Here is a 17,643-nt window from a genome sequence, read left to right on the forward strand (position 1 = left end):
TACGGCATTTCCTTAACCTTTCAAAACGTTTTGGAGCTAGATACGACATATCCTTAACCTTTAGAAATGTTTTGAAGCTGGATACGGCGTATCCTGAGCCTTTTGAGACGTTTTGAAGCTGGATACGACGTATCCTGAGCCTTTCGAAATGTTTTGGCGCTGGAAATGGTGTATCCTAAGCCTTTCGAAATGTTTTGAAGCTGGATACGACGTATCTGACGTCCGGGAAATAAAAAAGACGCCGGAAACAGGGTTCTCGACGTCTTATCAAATCAGGGGGAAGAAGAAACGGGTTACAGGGGCATCCGGCTTTTCACCAATTCAGGCATGTACCTGTTCTTGTCGTGCACATCGCCCAAACCAAGCCTGGGATAGACCATTCCGCCTATTCCCGGGATGACTCCATGCTGTTCATCCCGTTCCGTATCTACCGCGAATGTGATAAATTCAAACTTTTCGGCAAGTGCGGACGGAAATTCCTCTTTCAGGTTCCTTGCCGCATCCTTATACATCACCGGAGCCACAATATATACCTTCTGCGGCTGAATGTCGGTCATCAGCCTCGTCAGCTGGGTCTTCACGACGCACGACGTACTGACAATCGACTTCACCAGGACCAAGGTCCGGCATTCCTCGACAGGCTCCACATACGACTTGACAATCGGACTATATTCCAAGTGCGTTTTGGGGTCCAGCATCATCCGTTCATTCCAAAACACAGCCAGGGACACCTTATCGGACGACAGTACATCCAGCACGCCCCGTGCCAGCCAGTCGGCATCCTCGGATGCACATGCCAGCATGGTGTTTCCATAGTTTCCGCCCGCTTTTTCATTCAGCAGCAGTCCCAACTCCCTTCCCAAGCGGTAAAAGGCGTGCCGATAGTCCTCCACCGACACATCCGGCTCTGTCAAGAGCTGCATCAGCCGGATGGTCTCCCGGTCTTTGTCAAAAGTGATATTCTTATAGGTCCTCATATTTTCCGTATCATTTTAGCTCAGCAATTGTCCATTGTCAATTATCCATTGTCAATCAGATAAACACTTCCTCCGGATACTCCACATCCACGAGGAAGAGGGCATGGCCGGGAGCCGACGTGCCCGCCTTGCAACGGTCCTTCTGTTCGATGATGCAACGGAAACCCTCAACCGAGAGCTTGCCGCGACCGACCTCGAAGAGCGTACCGACGATGGCACGCACCATGTTGCGGAGGAAACGGTCGGCACGGATGGTGAAGACCCATTCGGTGTCGCTCACCTGCTCCCAGCGGGCGTGCATGATGCGACAGTTGTTCGTCTTCACGTCGGTGTGGAGCTTGCTGAAGCTCGTGAAGTCGGTGTACTCTGCCAACACACTCGCCGCCTCGTTCATCCGGCAAAAGTCGAGCGGAGCGCCGAAAAGGCGGCACTTGTACGCGCGTCCGAAGGGAGTCTTCGTGGTCGTCACATAATACTTATAGGTGCGGGACGTGGCATCAAAGCGGGCGTGCGCGTCCGCCTTGACAGGCACCACCCGGTAGACGGAGATGTCGGGCGGGAGCAGCCGATTGAGCTTGTCGGCGAGGAAGGCGGGGTCGCATGGCTCCGTCGCGTCGAAGTGCGCCACCATGAGCGAGGCATGCACCCCGGCGTCGGTGCGTCCCGCTCCCACCACCTCGACCGGACGGCGGAGCAAGGTGGAGAGCGCCTTCATCAGTTCCTCCTGCACGCTGTTGCCGTTGGGCTGAATCTGCCAGCCGTGGTAAGACGTGCCATCGTAGGCCAGATAGACGAAATAGCGTTGCATGGCGGTCAGCGGACGGTGATGTGGAAGCAGCCCTGCTTCAGTTCATACTTCACATAGCACTGCTCGCTCTCGCGCAGGTCGCGCAGCACTTCCGAGAGGACCAGCTTCAGCGTGTCGGCACTCACATCCTGATAGGGGCGTCCGTCGAGCTCCTCGATTTTCTTGAACCGTTTCCAGCTGACGTCGAAGGTCGTGCCGTAGCAGTGTGTGGAGTTGGCGGACGCGTTGCCGTTGACGCGGCGCAACCGCTTGACGTCGCCCTGTGTGCGGAGGACGGAGGTAACGATGATTTTATTGGGGTTGAGTCCCTTTGCGGTCAGCGAATCGAGAAAGTTCTGTCCGATGGACTGCAAGAGGGTGTTTGCCTTGGGGACGAGGAAAGGGATGGAGTGCGTCAGTGAATCGAGATGGTAGGCGTCGCACGATGCCAGCTCCTCGAGCTTGCCCACCCGTTCGAGTGCCTCCTCGCGCGACGCCACGGGACGGATGCCCAGGCTCTTGGCAGCTTTCAGGTGGGTGTCGTTCAGGTCGGGGAAACTCCGTTTGTAGCTGATGACGCCCCGCACGTTGTGCGGATTGTTCATAATCATGGACGTGTCCTGCTTGCATCCGCCCGACAACACTGCCACGAGGCAAAGGGCCGACATCAGTCTGATGGTAAGTCTACGCTTGCTTTTCATTCGAATCGTTATTTTGTTGCATTTATTGAAGTTGACGGGAATCCGGCGGATTCCGCTTGCGAAAGAGATGTTCTGTCAAAAAAAAACTGCGTGCAAAGATAGGCGAAAATCGAGAGCACGGGAAAAATAACAAGCGCTTTATTCCGCCAAAAAAGGAAGATTCACTACCTTTGCGCCGACAAAAAGGGCCGAAAGTGCTCAATCAGAAGCGAAGACGCCGCTCCCTGCAACAGACACGGCAGTAGCCCCCGACCGGCAGCCGGCGGAATCGTTGTCAACCTAAAAACCAAGAAACCTACTCCGAATGATAGAGAAGCATATAGTTCTTGAAGACATAGACCCCGTAATCTTCTACGGCGTAAACAATGTGAACATCCAGATGATAAAGGCTTTGTACCCGAAGCTGCGCATTGTCGCACGCGGCAATGTGGTCAAGGTCATGGGCGATGAAGAGGAGATGTGCGCATTCGAAGAGAGCCTGCTGGCACTGGAGAAGCACTGCGCGCAGTACAATTCGCTGACCGAGGAGGTTATCCTCGACATCGTGAAGGGCAGACGTCCGTCGGTGGAGCCGGCGGGGAACGTCATCGTCTACAGCGTCGGCGGGAAACCCATCACGCCGCGCAGCGAGAACCAGGAGAAGCTGGTGAAGGCCTTCGACGAGCACGACATGATTTTCGTCACGGGACCTGCCGGGTCGGGCAAGACGTACACCGCCATCGCCCTTGCCGTGCGCGCCTTCAAGAACAAGCAGATACGGAAAATCATCCTGAGCCGTCCGGCAGTGGAAGCCGGTGAGAAGCTGGGCTTCCTCCCGGGAGACATGAAGGAGAAAATCGACCCCTACCTGCAACCGCTCTACGACGCCCTGCAGGACATGATTCCGGCTGCCAAGCTTCAGGAGATGATGGAGCAGAACGTCATCCAGATTGCTCCCCTCGCCTTCATGCGCGGACGTACGCTGAACGACGCCGTCGTCATCCTCGACGAAGCGCAGAACACCACCTCCCAGCAAATCAAGATGTTCCTCACCCGCATGGGCATGAACACCAAGATGATTGTCACGGGCGACATGACACAGATAGACCTGCCGCCGTCGCAGACCTCGGGACTGATTCATGCCCTGCACATCCTCAAGGGCATCAAGGAAATCAGCTTCATCGAGATGAACAGGAAGGACATCGTCCGCCACAAGCTCGTGACCCGCATCGTCGAGGCGTACGAGAAGTATGAGGCGGCGAAGGAGACGAGGGGACGCGCCGACAAGTGAACAAGCATATACAACCATTTAATCCATACAGACAAATGAAAGCATTAGTAAAAACAGACTTCCACTTTCCCGGTCAAAAGAGTGTTTATCATGGAAAGGTACGCGATGTGTACAACATCAACGACGACTTGCTGGTCATGGTTGCCACCGACCGCATCTCTGCCTTCGATGTCATCCTGCCGAAAGGCATCCCCTTCAAGGGACAAATGTTGAACCAGATTGCAGCCAAGTTCCTGGATGCTACTGCTGACATTGTCCCCAACTGGAAGATTGCCACTCCCGACCCCATGGTGACCGTCGGACTGAAGTGTGAAGGCTTCCGCGTGGAAATGATTATCCGCGGCTATCTCACCGGCAGCGCCTGGAGAGAGTACAAGGCTGGCTGCCGTTCGCTCTGCGGCGTGGCTCTCCCCGACGGAATGAAGGAAAACGAGAAGTTCCCCACCCCCATCATCACCCCGACGACCAAGGCTGAAGCCGGACACGACGAGAACATCTCGAAAGAGGAAATCATCGCTCAGGGTCTGGTGAGCAAGGAGGACTATGAACTGATGGAGAAATACACCTACGCCCTCTTCGAGAGAGGCAGCCGGATGGCAGCCGAGAAGGGCCTCATCCTGGTCGACACGAAGTATGAGTTCGGCAAGAAGGACGGCAAGGTGTACCTCATCGACGAAATCCATACGCCCGACTCTTCCCGCTACTTCTATGCCGACGGCTACCAGGAGAAGTTCGAGAAGGGCGAACCGCAGAAGCAACTCTCCAAGGAGTTCGTCCGCCAGTGGCTCATCGAGCACGACTTTATGGGCAAGGCAGGCCAGCAGGTGCCTGAGATGACCGACGAATATGTCAACAGCGTGTCCGAGCGCTACATCGAGCTGTACGAACACATCGTCGGCGAGAAATTCGAGAAGGTGGAGTCGGCAGACCTTGCCGCACGCATCGAGAAGAACGTGACTGAATTCCTGAAGAACAGATAAGCGAACAGTTGACGAGTTGACAGGCAACTCCCATTGACATACATACCAGTTGACGAGCTGACGAGGACAGGACCATCGGACAATCTCCCGGTCCCCTTGTCGACTCGTCAACTCGTCACTTCAAACACTTACAAACTCACAACCTAAAAAACAAACACAACATGGGATACGCGCAAGAACAGATTACGCCGTATAACACCGAAGAAAGCAAGAAGGAACAGGTGGAGCAGATGTTCGACAACATCGCCCCCGCCTACGACCCCTTGAATCACCTGTTATCCCTGGGCATCGACCGCCACTGGCGACGCACCGCCATCGAGTGGTTGAAGCCTTTCCACCCGGAGCGCATCCTCGACATTGCCACCGGAACGGGCGACTTCGCCATCCTGGCAGGCAAGGAACTGGCACCACGCGAACTCATCGGCGTGGATATCTCGGAGGGCATGATGCAGGTAGCACGACAGAAAGTGGAGAAAGCCGGTCTCTCGGACCACATCCGGTTCCAGCAGGCAGACAGCCTGAACCTCCCCTTCCCTGACGAAAGCTTCGACGCTGTCCTCATCGCCTTCGGAGTACGCAACTTCGCCAACCTCGATGCTTCGCTCAACGAGATTCACCGCGTGCTCGCCACCGGCGGCCACCTGGTCATTCTCGAACTGTCCACCCCGATAAGCTCGCCCATGAAACAGCTCTTCGGCATCTACTCAAAGTGCGTGCTGCCCTCCCTCGGACGGCTCATCTCCAAGGACCACAATGCCTACACCTACCTGCCCGAAACCATCAAGGCATTCCCGCAAGGGGAAATCATGCAGGACATCATCGGCAAGGCAGGCTTCGGCACGGTGACCTTCCGCCGGCTCACGATGGGTATCTGCACGCTCTATATGGCTACCAAATAAGACTAACTGATTTTAACCTACACACGAGTTATGGATAAATACGGATTGATAGGTTACCCCCTGGGGCACTCCTTTTCCCGTGGTTATTTCAACGAAAAATTCGAGAACGAAGGCATCGACGCACAGTATCTCAACTTCGAGATACCCGTTATCACCGACCTTCCTCAAATCCTGGCAGAGAATCCCGAGCTGAAGGGACTGAACGTCACCATTCCCTACAAGGAACAAATCATCCCGTTCCTCGATGAACTGGACAAGGATGCCCTCGCCATCGGCGCGGTCAATGTGGTCAAGGTCATCCCGCAGAAAGGCTACAAGTACAAACTCGTCGGCTATAACTCCGACGTCATCGGCTTCACCCAGTCCATCGAGCCGCTGCTGGAGCCGCACCACAAGCAGGCACTGGTCCTCGGCACCGGCGGGGCAGCCAAAGCCATCACCTACGGACTGAAGAAGCTGGGCGTGGAGAGCACCCTCGTCTCGCGCCGCCCGTATCCGAACGCCTTCACGTATGACGAACTGACTCCCGAGGTCATGCAGGAGTACCAGGTCATCGTCAACGCGACTCCCGTAGGCATGTATCCGCACAGCGAACAGTGCCCGGACATCCCCTACCAGCTGTTGACCCCGCAACACCTGCTCTACGACGTCATCTACAATCCGGACATCACCCTCTTCATGCGCAAGGGCATGGCGATGGGCGCAACCACCAAGAACGGACTGGAGATGCTCCTCCTGCAGGCCTTCGCCGCGTGGGACATCTGGAACCAATAACTCCGCGCATCATGAACAGACGCAGCAAACGCATCGTGAGCAGTGTGGCAGGCATTGTCGCACTGCTCTTTGTCGTATTAGCGGGCGGGGGTCTCTACCTGACGAGCTACGCCCTCCAGCCGGACGGCGGCGCGAAGGACTTCCGCGCTTCGGACCTGAAAGGTTCGTGGAACTACCTCTACCGCGAATACCCGTACGTGGGGCAATGGGTGGACAGCCTGCAACAGGTCTCCGCCCTGCGCGACACGTTTATCACCGCTCCCGACGGAGCACGCCTGCACGCACTCTATGCCGCCGCTCCCGACACGACGCGACGGACGGCAGTCATCGTGCATGGCTACACGGACAATGCCATCCGCATGCTGATGATAGGCTATCTCTATCACCACGACTTGCGCTGCAACATCCTCCTGCCCGACCTGCGCTATGCCGGGCACAGCGAGGGGACCCACATCCAGATGGGATGGAAGGACCGCCTCGACGTGCTGCGCTGGATGGATGTAGCCAACCAAACCTTCGGCGGGAACACCTCGATGGTGGTGCACGGCATCTCGATGGGCGCCGCCACCACGATGATGGTCTCGGGCGAGCCGCAACAACCCTATGTGAAGGCATTCGTGGAAGACTGCGGCTACACGAGCGTCCGCGACCAGTTCGCCAAGGAGCTGAAGGAGCAGTTCCACCTGCCCGCCTTCCCCCTGCTCGACGTGGCAAGCCTGCTGTGTGAGTGGCGCTTCGGCTGGGACTTCGACGAGGCGAGTGCGCTCCGTCAGGTGCGTCAGTGCCGGCTGCCCATGCTCTTCATCCACGGCGACGCCGACGACTATGTCCCCACGTGGATGGTTTACAAGGTCTATGAAGCCAAGCCCGCCCCCAAAGAGTTGTGGGTCGTGCCGCGTGCCGCACACGCCATGTCCTATCACGACAACCGCGAGGAATACACGCGCCGGGTGAGCGCCTTCCTCACCGACTGCCGATGGTGACCACCTCCGTACACAGACGGGCAATCGTCTCCCGATGCGTGACGAGAATCAGTGTTTTGCCCTGCACCTGAGTGGACAGCCGTCCGAGCATCAGCCGTTCGGTCTCGCTGTCGACCGATGACGTCGGCTCGTCCAGCAACAGGATGCCGCCGGGACGAAGCAGTCCGCGGGCGATGGCTATGCGCTGTGCCTGTCCCTCGCTCAGTCCCGCCCCCTGTTCGCCGCAACGGGTATCCAGTCCGTCGGGAAGTGTCCCGACAAAATCCGCCGCAGCCGTGTGGAGCGCGGCATGCAATTCCTCGTCCGTCGCATCGGGACATCCCATCAGCAGATTCTCGCGGATGGTTCCACTCACCAGTGTGTTGCCCTGAGGCACGTAGGCAAAGTTGCAACGTGTCAACGGGGAGGCAGTGGCTTCCCTGTCGCCGTCATAGAGCGTGATGCTTCCCCCGCCGGGCTTATGAAGGGCAAGCATCAGCCTAATCAAGGTGCTCTTGCCCACGCCGGTCTCGCCCACCACGGCAGTCAGGCTTCCCGGCTTGAAATCATGGCTGAACCCGTCGAACACGGGACGGTTGCCACCGGGATAGGCGAACGTCAGGCGGTCGATGCGGACACCGACGGGACCGTTCAGGCGGACGGGCTCTCCCTGCTCCTCCAGCGGTTGCGCCGTGAGTTCCTGCAGCCGTTCGGCGGAAGTCAGCACGCGGGTGAACGACGGAATCTGCCGACTGAGCTCGACCATCGGACGCTGCACCTGCGAGACCAGTTGCAGGAAGGCAGTCATCATGCCAAAGGTCACCGTTCCGTCAAGCAGTCCGAAGATGCCCCACAGGAAGGCGACGGCATAGCCCGTGGCAAATCCCAGCTGCACCATGCTCCGCGAGAAGGCGGAGAAGTCGATGCGTTGCCCCACCTTCGTTTGCAGCAGCCGCTGCAAGTGCTCCAGCAATGCCTCGGCGCGGGGCGTGTATTCCAGCGTCCGCATCAGTACCCGGTGTTGCAGGTGCTCCTGCAGATGACTCTGCACGCGGCTGTCCGTGTCGCGGATTTCCCGGGAGAGGCGGCGCATGCGGTGCATGTAGGTCTTGCTGAAGAGCAGTGCCACAGGCATGACGAAGAGCAGTACCCCCGCCAGCCGCACATCGAGTGACAGGAGGAAGAAGAGGGCACCGGCAAGCTGCACCGAGGTGACCAGGGAAGCGGGCATCGACCGGCAAAGGAAGTCGGTGACGGTGGTCACATCTTCCTCGATGCGGTTGAGCATGTCGCCCGTATGGAGGGCACCACTTCCGCTGTCCCGGCTCTCCATCAGGTGGTTGAAGAGTCGCTGACGGAGGGCGTTCCGCATCCTGATTTCCGTGTGTCCGACAAGCCGGCTGCGGACGACCGACAGAAGGAGTTGCATCACCATGCACCCGACAAACAGTCCGACAAGGAGCCGGAGGTCATCTGCAGGCTGAGAGGTCACCCGGTCAATCAGCAGCTTGCAGACGTATACAAAGAACAGCGAGACCCCGACATACAGGGTCCCGACAGCCACGCTTCCCAGCAAGGGCAGGCGATGCCCCCGCGAAGCGTTCCAAAGCCAACGAAGTGTATTCATCGATAATCTGTCATAAGGAGAGAGCGTACTCAGCTCATCAATTTCAACAAGACGCGCCGAAGGGGCAGCAGGTGCCTCCACCAACGTGCCAACAGACGTTCACGGCGCGACGAGCAATCGACGACACGTCCCCGCCGGATAATCTGCGTCACCCTGCCACAGATGGCATCGCGACTGCAACGTTCCGTGGCACACAGGTTGCCGTCACCCATCAGCACACAGTCATCCCCCTCCCGTCGGTAGACCCGGTGGAGGATGTATCCGCGTCCGGGAATGCACGCCAGCACCACATCGCCCGTACAGACTTCGCCGTGTACGGCTTCCAGCACCACGCTGTCCCTTCCGCCGACAATGAAGGGGCGCATGCTACTCCCCTTGGTCTTCAGCGTCACGGTGTGCCCTTCGTCCAGCATCCGGACGATTTCGGGGAACAGTTCATCCCCGGAAAGAATCAGTTTCATTTGGGAAGAAAAAAGTAGTCCCCTTCCCGGTCACGCCTGATCGAAAAGGGGACTGTCACGCAGGTGTGCCGTACAATCACGCTCTGGCAGACACCTGCAAGGAAGTTTGACGAACCAACCTGACCGACAGCCGGCAGGTTGTCTCCGTCGTATTATTTACCACTGGTGATGACTGCACGGCTCAGACGCGGGTCGTCGTAGAACATGTTGTCCACGCCACCCTTGTAGTCGAGCTTCAACTGTGCCTTGTCAACCCCGAACTCCTCGACGAAGCAGTTGTACACCGCCTCGGCACGCTCCTTGCTCAGACGCTCGTTGAGCTCCTTGCTGCCCGTACCAGCATCGGCATAACCGGTGATGGTATAGATGATGGAGGAGTCGCCCTGCTTGATGACCTCAGCCAGGATGCCGATGTTGGCACGTGCCTGGTTGGACAGTGTGCTCTTGCCGATGGGGAACACCACGAGGTTGGCAGCACCGATGCGCTTCACGAGGTTCTTCATGGCCTCCTTGTTGCCCTCGGCGAGTGCCTTCTCCAGGCGTTCGTTCTCTTCGGTCATCTGACGGAGCTTCTCGCGCATGGCGTCCAGCTCGGCGTTGTTGTAGACGGTGCGTGTGCGGGTCACGGTCTTGCCGCGGTTCCATCCACGGGGCTTGAACTTGTATGCCAGACCGACGGTTGCAGAGAGCATACCTTCACCGCTGCGTCCGCCCGGCTCGCCGTCGAAGTCATCGTTGGTGAATGTGCCGCGGATGTCGACGTTGAGGTCGAGTGCCGAGCTGAGGCGGAAGGTGTTGAGCAAACCGACGTGTCCGGAGATGGCAGTCTCCTTCGGCTCTTCGGTGACACTCATGGCACCCACACCCACATAGGGAATCAGGTTGTAGACACGCGTCTCGTTGTAGCCCGCGATAAGGTTCGAGAGGTTGAACATGGCGTCCAGGCGGATGTTGAAGAAGTTGAACTTCTGGTCTTTCAGCCAGTCGCCCCACATCTCGTCGCCGTCGGCATGGACATCCGTCTGCGTGGCACCCTTAGCCGAGAGTCCGCTATACATCAAGCGCACTCCCACTTCCGGGATGAACCACTTGCCCACGGCGATGTCGAGTGCCGGAGCGATACGCTTGCCGAAGTCAGCCTGACGGTCGTGGTCGCCGAAGTAGACATTACCTCCGGCACCCACGCTGATGAACCAGTTGCTCCAGAAGCTGTTGGTCTCGACCCTGTATTTGTCGTCGTTATACTCTACAGTCTCTTCTAAATGTACATTGTCCTTGGCTTGTGAGAAAGCCGTTGTTGCAGCCGCAAACGCGAGTACTGCAAAGAATGTTCTCTTAATCATGTTGATTCTATTTGTTTGTTAATTATTTCTCCCTTCCACTCTTCCCGTTGTCGCAAGTATATTCAAAACATACGACTACCGGGAAGTGGTCAGCATAACCAGTCACTTGCGTGATGGTCACATCCTGGTGACTCCGGATGGTGCCATCTGCATCTTCCACTGTCACATCGGTATAAGATACCTCTTTTCTGCTTTTCTCAAAATGCTCCACCTCATTCATATAGCTGATGGCTTTCAACTGTACCGCAGCATCCGGAACGTTGATGTACCACATCTTGTCCACGACTTCTCCTCGTTGGTCGTCGGCGCATAAGATATCAGCAGCATCGCCTTCGAACTTGGAACGTATCATCAGTGAACCGCTGTTCCATGCTGGATAGACTCCTCCACGATGAAGCTCCACCCAAGGATCGGCAATCTGCAACCCTGCTTCTGTCACGGGGTCTATCAGGTTGTCCTCAATGGTGTGGCGGGTATAGCGCATGTTGGTGTCGCCCATGATGATAGCCGGACGGTTGTTGGTCTTTGCCCGTTCCATCACATAATCACGCAACTGGCGCAATTGGGCAAGCTGGGCACGTACCCATGGATTCTCATCTTCCTTATTGCCCTCACCGCCATACGTATTCATGTGGGTAATGTAGACATCGACCGCCACACCTTCGGCGACCGTCACCACGTAATGACGGAAGCCCTTTGCGACAAGCGTATTGGCGCCTTCATCAAGTCCGCCGTACTCAGCCTCGAACCGCACCATCGTTTCACCGGTAGCAGTGGTGCCATCCTTCTTCCAGAAGAAGCCAAGGCCGTCGGTGTTGTTGCGTCCCGCTATATTTGACACAGAACCTCGATGAGTTCCGGCATCATAACGGGACATCGCATTTGCCAGTTCCTTGTGATAGGCAAAGTCCTCGCTGACGGCAATGAAATCATACTCCAGCCTGTTCATGATGTTACCGATGGTCTTCGTACCATCTGCTCCCGGTCCATCGGGATTAACAAGTCCCAAAATATCCGGCAGACCATCTACATTCAACGCGGCGCACGTGAACTTGCCCTGTAAGAGAGTTCCCTCCTTATCATAGATTTTGATAGTCTCATAGTTAGTGAGTGCTACCGGGAAGTTGTAAATCTGTTCTGCGGAGAAATTTGTCAGACTGTTGGCTGTGAACTCGGCAACATGCTGTTCCGTTGATACCGTAATGGTAAAGAGGTCACCGGACTGAATGAGTGGGAAAAGGCTCATGTAGCAGGTCAGAGACTGCTCCAGCACCGGAGCCTTCGTATCCCATTCGAGAGTAATGGTGTTCTCTCCTTCGTCGGTCTGTTTCCAACTGCCATTGTCCGCACTGAAAGTGAAGGCTCCGGCAATGGGCACACCGGCTCCCTCCCGGCTGACGCTCAGCGTCAGACTCTTCAGCGTTTCACCCTGTAACGGCGTTCCGGTGGCATCAATCGTGAAGCGTGCCAGCGAAAAGAGATGCCTGAAAACGAATTCATGGTCTCCGTCGTCTGTCTTCGCCGTGGCACGACCATATTTATAGTCACCATGCAACGTGCCTTCGTCCATATTCTGCATGGCAGGCAACACACCGGTCAGCGAATGGACGTCGTGAGATACATTGGCTTCGTCATAGGGATAGTAGGCATAAACCGGCTTATCAAAAGCCGATGTGCCGGAAGCGGCAAAAGCAGCAGTAGAAGCCGTGCCCTGCCCGACTTTGGCATAACGCTTCTGTACAGCACCCGACTCCTCGAATACACCGATTTCGTCGCCATCCGTCCAGACAATGCCCACCGCATTGGTTCCATCCACAGCCTCACCGACAGCGGTGCGTGTGGTGGTTGAAGGTGCCATGTGGGCAACAATCCGGCTCTGACTCAGTCCGCTGTATTCCGAGACATCCTCTGAACAGGAGAAAAGAAACTGGGTTGCCAGCATTACGGCAACCATACCAAGATATTTACGCATAAAGGTTCATTCCTTAAGGAGACAGGCATGTCCATACACGCCTGTCCCGTGGAAAAATGTGATGATTATCTGATTCTCGTCCAACCGATGGCGTCAGTCTGGTTATCAATCATGCCGGAGCTGTAGCCCGGAGCGACCGATTGCATCGTAGACCCTCCATCGGGGTACAAACCGGTAATGGGTGAACGGTCCGGATCGTATGCCTGACGATATTTGGTATTCAGCAAGAGGATATTTTTGGCGACATTGCTGTAATCGGTAGCTTTGTTCATCAGCACGATACCGACAGGATAGAAACCATTGGTATCCATCTCTGTAATTTTACCGTTAATCCAATTGTTAAGAGATTGGGCCACTGTTCCGCTAGTCGTTTTATCGCTCTCACTACTATCTTCAAGATAGCCACCTAAGCCCATATAAATCCAGGCATTGTGTGCATAATTATCCAAATCATTGTAATTGGTATGCGACCAACTCAGAATATTCTGTCCCTTTTCTTTACGCTCTGTCAACGAAGGAACATAACCACGACTACTGCTAGTATAGCCCTGATTTTCTGTTGACAACTGGGCATGAGTTCCATAGACCTCAATACCGCTTGGAACATTATCACCTTCAGTCAAACCTCTCTGATAATAAGGATATCCAGTGAATTCTGCTCGATCCAATGTCATACCCATGTTCATGAACAAGCACTTACTGTTCGCAATAGATACCGAGTTCTCCGTATTGACAATAACAATCACACTGCCCAGTACATCCTTCACAACCGTATTCTGATCCAACTTTCTGGCATCAATCACTGCACTATTGTTTGCACAGATTTCACTAATTCGTTGTTCCCAACCGCCGTTATCACGATTGTAATCATAACTGTCTTGTGCAAACGTACAGATTACTACCATATATTCTTCTCGTTGAACATGCTTGGTTATTTCACTTAAAGTTGCTTCAAAAGAGGGGGCATTACAATTCATAAGTCTACCAGAATGGGATAAACTAATTATATCCTCTGATCTACTTCCGTTTGCAACACCTAAATCATCAACTCTTGCATAATTGGAAGTACCCAATCCCAACTCCGCAGCTTTCCATCTCGTATCAATATGGAAAGCACGAATACCAGCATTATATTGGGCTTCAATACTTGTATTATCCTGACTATCACTATTCAGCGAGTTCCATGAACCGGGGATAGAAATCTCAGAGAGATAGACGTTGCGTGGAATGTTAATCATCCAGTTGGAAGCATCCCACTCTGCATTTCCGTCCAAATTCGGCAGATCCGGGAGTCTGTGAATCTTTCCCGGAACAAGGGTCATATTGTCACCACTTTGACCACCCAACTTCTTTGTATAACGATGACCATCGCCTGTAGCAATCTGGATGGACCAATCATCACTAATGGTGGTCTCACCGGTCAACAGAAGGAAGGCATTCATCTCAACGCTCTCGCCTATGCCCAAAGTCAAGTAACCATGAGTTTTAGGATCAGTAGCAGTAATGTATACTGTATTGGAACCATCTATAACGGTCGTGGTCGGCATCACATTGCCATCCGTATCCGCGGATGCAAGGTTGACATTAAACTCTCCGGAAATGGTAACCCCTGCAGGTGCCGTGAGAGTGATACTGTTTACTGTCACAGCATTGCCTTTAGACGGTCCCTGCAACTTGAAACGGATAGCCGTGGAAAGAGGGATATACTTCAGGTTCACAGTCTCGCCGCTTTTCACACCGGCAGTCTTGGCATACATAAAGCAGGCATCCATATTCGGACGTACCACATCCTTACCATCTTCTTTCACGATGTCACATTCTTGCTCGTCAGGCATGTTCAGTGTCACGGTGCTGTAGTTACTGCCCAGTTCAGCTCCGGAAGCGGGGTATACGGAATAGAAACTAGCCGTTTCGTTTTCTCCCCAACGCACACCAATCTCGCTTGTCTTGTCCAGACTGGTAGCATAGTTCTGTGTCGCACTATTGACGGTCACTTTATAGTTCGCAGTGCCGACACCATTGCTGTTTGCACACTCAGGTGAGCTGACAATCACCTCATCCCCGTTCACCCAATAAATAGGGAACGCATTATCAGATTCCGGACCATAAATGGTACGTGTCGTGTTCTGCCCGAGCGTGGCATCAAATTTCACCTCTTCACCGTTTGCAGGTTGGACGGTTGACCGTTCCTCGTCCTGACAACCACTTGCCAAGAGTGCAAGAAGAGGAATCATGAAATACTTTGTAGCTTTCATATCAGTATTGGTTTTTAGTTGTTACTTTCTACTTAGTCTCATCCCATCTTTGCTCAGTAAAATGATAATCGAAGCCGGTGTTCACCTGATGCTCTTCGATCTGCCCATTACCGGCCTCAGGGTTCTTGATATCCACAGAAGAGGCACAGATGCCACTTTCCAGGATTACCTGAGTCTTCTCCGTCTGAGGAGACTCATACGGTGCTTTCTCTTTGTCGTTTTTCATTGCAATAAAAATTAAATTGTTAAACTATAGTTTGAAGTCTCACTTTCTCTTTTTCTCTCGCCCGTATCCATACCGCCCGTACCCATATCCATAGCCATACCCGTAGCCATAGCCGTGGCGGTGCGGGTCGACGCCGTTGAGCACGAGTGCCATGTTGTGGAGCTTCTTGTCCTCGTAGAGGCTCTCGATGTCGGGCAACTGACGGCGGTCGAGACGTCCCGAACGCACGACGAAGACGGTCAGGTCGGCTATGCGGTTGGCAATGGTCGCGTCCGCCACGATGCCCACGGGGACATTGTCGACGATGATGTAGTCATAGCGCGTGCGCAGCTCGGCTATCAGGGTGTCGAGACGGCTGTCCAACAGCAACTCTGCCGGGTTCGGCGCCACGGGACCGGAGGCGATGATGTCGAAGTGCTCGCCCTTGCGGATGATGTCGTCGACCGTCACCGTCGTGTCGGCAAGGTAGTTGGTCACACCCGTCCGGTGCTCGCCCAGGTGACGGCTCAGCGTCCCCTTGCGGATGTCGAGGTCGATGACCACCACCCGCTTGCGGGCATAGACGAAGCTCATTGCCAGGTTGCACGAGATGAACGTCTTGCCTGCTCCCTCGTTGAACGAGGTGAAGGTGATGACCTGCGTCGGGCGGTCCTTGCGCGACATGAACGCCATGTTCGTGCGCAGGATGCGGAATGCCTCGGAGACGATGCTGTCGTCCTGACCCACGGAAGCCTTCGCCGTGCGTCCGTGCTGCCTTGCCGCCTCCTTGTCGAGCGGAATCTCGCCGAGGAACGGCACGCTCACCGCCTTCTCGATGTCCTTCCGTCCGTGAACCCGGGTGTCGAGGAAGAGCACCAGCAGGCAGCCCACGCCCGGCAGGGCAATGCCCACGAGCAAGCCCAGGAGCAGGATGCGGTTGCGGCGCGGCGAGATGGGGCTGTCGCCACCCTCGGCACTGTCGATGATGCGGGCATTGTTGTCCGCCATCGCCTGGGAGAGGGCGTTCTCCTCCCGTCGGTTGAGCAGGAAGAGGTAGAGCGACTCCTTGATTTTCTGCTGACGTTCGATGGAGAGCATCTGGCGCTCCTTCGTCGGGATGGACGTCACGCGGCTCTGGGCACGCATCTCACGGTTCTGCGCGTCGTTGCGCTTCACGTTGAGGCTGACAATCATGTTGTCCACCGCACGGATGATGGTCTGCTTCATGGCACGGAGCGAGTTGTTCAGCTCCTCCACCACGGGGTTCTTCTCGCTGCTGTCGCTGATGAGGCGGTCGCGCTTGAGCTTCGCCGTGTTGTAGAGGTTGATCTGGCTCTCGATGTTCATGTCGCTCAGTCCCGTGTTCGAGGGGATGAGGTCGGTCTCCTTCGAGGGGTCGGTCAGGTAGTCCTTGATGAAGTTCGCCAGCCGGAGCTGCGTCTCCAGTTCCAGCGCGTCGGCGTTGTACTTCTGCGACTCGGTCATGTACATGCCGGCAGCGGACGAGATGTCCACAATCTGGTTGCTGCGCTTGAACGACTCCAGGTCCGACTCCACGCCGCCCAGCTCACGCTCGATGATGATGAGACGCTCGTTGATGAAGTTCGCCGTGTTGACCGCCACCTGGTTCTTGTCCTTGATTGCCTCCTCGTTGTAGACGGTGATGAGCATGTTGAGCACATCCTCCGCCCGGACGGGCGAGCTGTCCTTCAGCGCCAGGGTGAGGATGGACGACTCCTCCTCTTCCTGCTGGATGCCCAGCGCCCCCTTGTAGCGGTTCACGACCGACTCCAGCGGACGCTTCTGCACGCGGATGGGCACATCGGTCCACGAGGCGGCGTAGTAGTTCGTCGGGGTCACGACGAGCCGTTGCCCGTGCACCCGGACGGTGTCGCCCATCGCCACGGTGCAGGTGCTGTCAGCCTCCATCCACGAGAAGCGCGAGAGGATGACCGACCGTTCGCTCTTCGGCTGAACCGTCAGTGCCAGCCCCTGTTCGGGCATCGCGTCGGGGAAGCTCAGCCGCACGGGCGACTGGGTGTAGAGTTCATTGTAGCGCAGGCCGTCCTGTATCAGGTAGTCCACGTCGGCATGGACGCGCTGCACCACTTCACGCATGAGCTTCTTCGAGCGGAACTGGAGAATCTCGTTCGCCACGTTGACCTTGTTGATGAAGTTGTCGTAGCGGTCGAGTCCGGCAGTCGAGGTCTTGTTCGAGGGGTCCTTGATGATGACCGTCGCCGAACGGAAGTAGACCAGCGGCGAGCGGGCATAGCTGAGCCACGCCAGTCCGCCGCAGACCAACACGGAAATCAGGAACCACTTCCACTTGGAAGCGAAATACACGAGCAGGTCCACCACATTGATGCCCTGTTCGTTTCGGTTGTTGTTACTGGTTGTTTGCATGGGTATGTATCAGGTGACAAGAAA

The 17,643-nt window shown here is 55.7% G+C and carries 15 protein-coding genes; 5 read left to right on the forward strand and 10 right to left on the reverse strand.

The window, feature by feature from the left end; genetic code table 11:
• Positions 1 to 293 precede the first annotated feature (293 nt).
• Genes C8275_RS10735 through C8275_RS10745 form a run of 3 tightly spaced genes read right to left on the reverse strand, consistent with a single transcriptional unit; the run spans position 294 to position 2,432 of the window.
• Positions 294 to 977, reverse strand: coding sequence for a hypothetical protein (locus tag C8275_RS10735; protein WP_106485093.1), 684 nt, complete (start codon positions 975 to 977; stop codon positions 294 to 296).
• A gap of 55 nt (positions 978 to 1,032) precedes the next feature.
• Positions 1,033 to 1,785, reverse strand: a complete 753-nt coding sequence (gene truA / locus C8275_RS10740; protein ID WP_106485094.1) for a tRNA pseudouridine(38-40) synthase TruA — start codon at positions 1,783 to 1,785, stop codon at positions 1,033 to 1,035.
• Between the two features lie 5 nt (positions 1,786 to 1,790).
• Positions 1,791 to 2,432 (reverse strand): DUF5715 family protein, encoded by a 642-nt coding sequence (locus tag C8275_RS10745; RefSeq protein WP_106485095.1) that lies wholly within the window; start codon positions 2,430 to 2,432, stop codon positions 1,791 to 1,793.
• Between the two features lie 337 nt (positions 2,433 to 2,769).
• Here C8275_RS10745 and C8275_RS10750 point away from each other — a divergent pair, with 337 nt between their 5' ends.
• The 5 genes from C8275_RS10750 (at position 2,770) to C8275_RS10770 (ending at position 7,371) form a co-directional block, all read left to right on the forward strand.
• A complete protein-coding gene (locus tag C8275_RS10750) occupies positions 2,770 to 3,735 on the forward strand; it encodes a PhoH family protein (protein ID WP_022384388.1) in 966 nt (321 codons plus the stop codon).
• Positions 3,736 to 3,770: 35 nt separating this feature from the next.
• Positions 3,771 to 4,715 (forward strand): phosphoribosylaminoimidazolesuccinocarboxamide synthase, encoded by a 945-nt coding sequence (locus C8275_RS10755; RefSeq protein ID WP_022384387.1) that lies wholly within the window; start codon positions 3,771 to 3,773, stop codon positions 4,713 to 4,715.
• Positions 4,716 to 4,876: 161 nt separating this feature from the next.
• The gene (gene ubiE / locus C8275_RS10760; protein ID WP_106485096.1) at positions 4,877 to 5,614 is read left to right on the forward strand and encodes a bifunctional demethylmenaquinone methyltransferase/2-methoxy-6-polyprenyl-1,4-benzoquinol methylase UbiE; all 738 of its coding nucleotides are present in this window, start codon (positions 4,877 to 4,879) and stop codon (positions 5,612 to 5,614) included.
• A 30-nt stretch (positions 5,615 to 5,644) separates the two neighbouring features.
• Positions 5,645 to 6,388 carry a shikimate dehydrogenase gene (locus tag C8275_RS10765; protein ID WP_022384385.1) on the forward strand — a complete coding sequence of 248 codons (744 nt, stop codon included), beginning with the start codon at positions 5,645 to 5,647 and terminating at the stop codon, positions 6,386 to 6,388.
• An 11-nt stretch (positions 6,389 to 6,399) separates the two neighbouring features.
• Entirely contained in the window at positions 6,400 to 7,371 is a 972-nt protein-coding gene (locus C8275_RS10770; protein ID WP_106485097.1) for an alpha/beta hydrolase, read from the forward strand.
• On the opposite strand, the gene C8275_RS10775 is transcribed toward C8275_RS10770, so the two are convergent.
• From C8275_RS10775 to C8275_RS10805, 7 genes are all read right to left on the reverse strand, one after another.
• The gene (locus C8275_RS10775) at positions 7,352 to 8,977 is read right to left on the reverse strand and encodes an ABC transporter ATP-binding protein (protein WP_106485098.1); all 1,626 of its coding nucleotides are present in this window, start codon (positions 8,975 to 8,977) and stop codon (positions 7,352 to 7,354) included. The two genes, C8275_RS10770 and C8275_RS10775, sit on opposite strands and share 20 nt — an antisense overlap.
• A gap of 29 nt (positions 8,978 to 9,006) precedes the next feature.
• Positions 9,007 to 9,438 carry a S24/S26 family peptidase gene (locus C8275_RS10780; RefSeq protein WP_106485099.1) on the reverse strand — a complete coding sequence of 144 codons (432 nt, stop codon included), beginning with the start codon at positions 9,436 to 9,438 and terminating at the stop codon, positions 9,007 to 9,009.
• Between the two features lie 152 nt (positions 9,439 to 9,590).
• Complete coding sequence (locus C8275_RS10785; RefSeq protein WP_106485100.1) at positions 9,591 to 10,781, reverse strand: OmpA family protein; 1,191 nt, start codon at positions 10,779 to 10,781, stop codon at positions 9,591 to 9,593.
• 22 nt (positions 10,782 to 10,803) lie between these two features.
• Complete coding sequence (locus tag C8275_RS10790; RefSeq protein WP_106485101.1) at positions 10,804 to 12,753, reverse strand: fimbrillin family protein; 1,950 nt, start codon at positions 12,751 to 12,753, stop codon at positions 10,804 to 10,806.
• 65 nt (positions 12,754 to 12,818) lie between these two features.
• Positions 12,819 to 15,008 (reverse strand): fimbrillin family protein, encoded by a 2,190-nt coding sequence (locus C8275_RS10795; protein WP_106485102.1) that lies wholly within the window; start codon positions 15,006 to 15,008, stop codon positions 12,819 to 12,821.
• 28 nt (positions 15,009 to 15,036) lie between these two features.
• The gene (locus C8275_RS10800) at positions 15,037 to 15,234 is read right to left on the reverse strand and encodes a hypothetical protein (RefSeq protein ID WP_106485103.1); all 198 of its coding nucleotides are present in this window, start codon (positions 15,232 to 15,234) and stop codon (positions 15,037 to 15,039) included.
• A 39-nt stretch (positions 15,235 to 15,273) separates the two neighbouring features.
• Positions 15,274 to 17,619, reverse strand: a complete 2,346-nt coding sequence (locus C8275_RS10805; protein ID WP_106485104.1) for a polysaccharide biosynthesis tyrosine autokinase — start codon at positions 17,617 to 17,619, stop codon at positions 15,274 to 15,276.
• Positions 17,620 to 17,643: the final 24 nt, after the last annotated feature.

The sequence above is a fragment of the Bacteroides sp. Marseille-P3684 genome, from assembly GCF_900291465.1.
Lineage (GTDB): Bacteria > Bacteroidota > Bacteroidia > Bacteroidales > Bacteroidaceae > Phocaeicola_A.

Excerpts from the sequence above, each read along its gene's own strand:
- ubiE (WP_106485096.1), top strand. The coding sequence starts at position 4,877 with ATGGGATACGCGCAAGAACAGATTACGCCGTATAACACCGAAGAAAGC.
- truA (WP_106485094.1), bottom strand. The coding sequence starts at position 1,785 with ATGCAACGCTATTTCGTCTATCTGGCCTACGATGGCACGTCTTACCAC.
- C8275_RS10780 (WP_106485099.1), bottom strand. The coding sequence starts at position 9,438 with ATGAAACTGATTCTTTCCGGGGATGAACTGTTCCCCGAAATCGTCCGG.
- C8275_RS10790 (WP_106485101.1), bottom strand. The coding sequence starts at position 12,753 with ATGCGTAAATATCTTGGTATGGTTGCCGTAATGCTGGCAACCCAGTTT.
- C8275_RS10795 (WP_106485102.1), bottom strand. The coding sequence starts at position 15,008 with ATGAAAGCTACAAAGTATTTCATGATTCCTCTTCTTGCACTCTTGGCA.
- C8275_RS10775 (WP_106485098.1), bottom strand. The coding sequence starts at position 8,977 with ATGAATACACTTCGTTGGCTTTGGAACGCTTCGCGGGGGCATCGCCTG.
- C8275_RS10750 (WP_022384388.1), top strand. The coding sequence starts at position 2,770 with ATGATAGAGAAGCATATAGTTCTTGAAGACATAGACCCCGTAATCTTC.
- C8275_RS10770 (WP_106485097.1), top strand. The coding sequence starts at position 6,400 with ATGAACAGACGCAGCAAACGCATCGTGAGCAGTGTGGCAGGCATTGTC.
- C8275_RS10765 (WP_022384385.1), top strand. The coding sequence starts at position 5,645 with ATGGATAAATACGGATTGATAGGTTACCCCCTGGGGCACTCCTTTTCC.
- C8275_RS10785 (WP_106485100.1), bottom strand. The coding sequence starts at position 10,781 with ATGATTAAGAGAACATTCTTTGCAGTACTCGCGTTTGCGGCTGCAACA.
- C8275_RS10800 (WP_106485103.1), bottom strand. The coding sequence starts at position 15,234 with ATGAAAAACGACAAAGAGAAAGCACCGTATGAGTCTCCTCAGACGGAG.
- C8275_RS10745 (WP_106485095.1), bottom strand. The coding sequence starts at position 2,432 with ATGTCGGCCCTTTGCCTCGTGGCAGTGTTGTCGGGCGGATGCAAGCAG.
- C8275_RS10735 (WP_106485093.1), bottom strand. The coding sequence starts at position 977 with ATGAGGACCTATAAGAATATCACTTTTGACAAAGACCGGGAGACCATC.
- C8275_RS10805 (WP_106485104.1), bottom strand. The coding sequence starts at position 17,619 with ATGCAAACAACCAGTAACAACAACCGAAACGAACAGGGCATCAATGTG.
- C8275_RS10755 (WP_022384387.1), top strand. The coding sequence starts at position 3,771 with ATGAAAGCATTAGTAAAAACAGACTTCCACTTTCCCGGTCAAAAGAGT.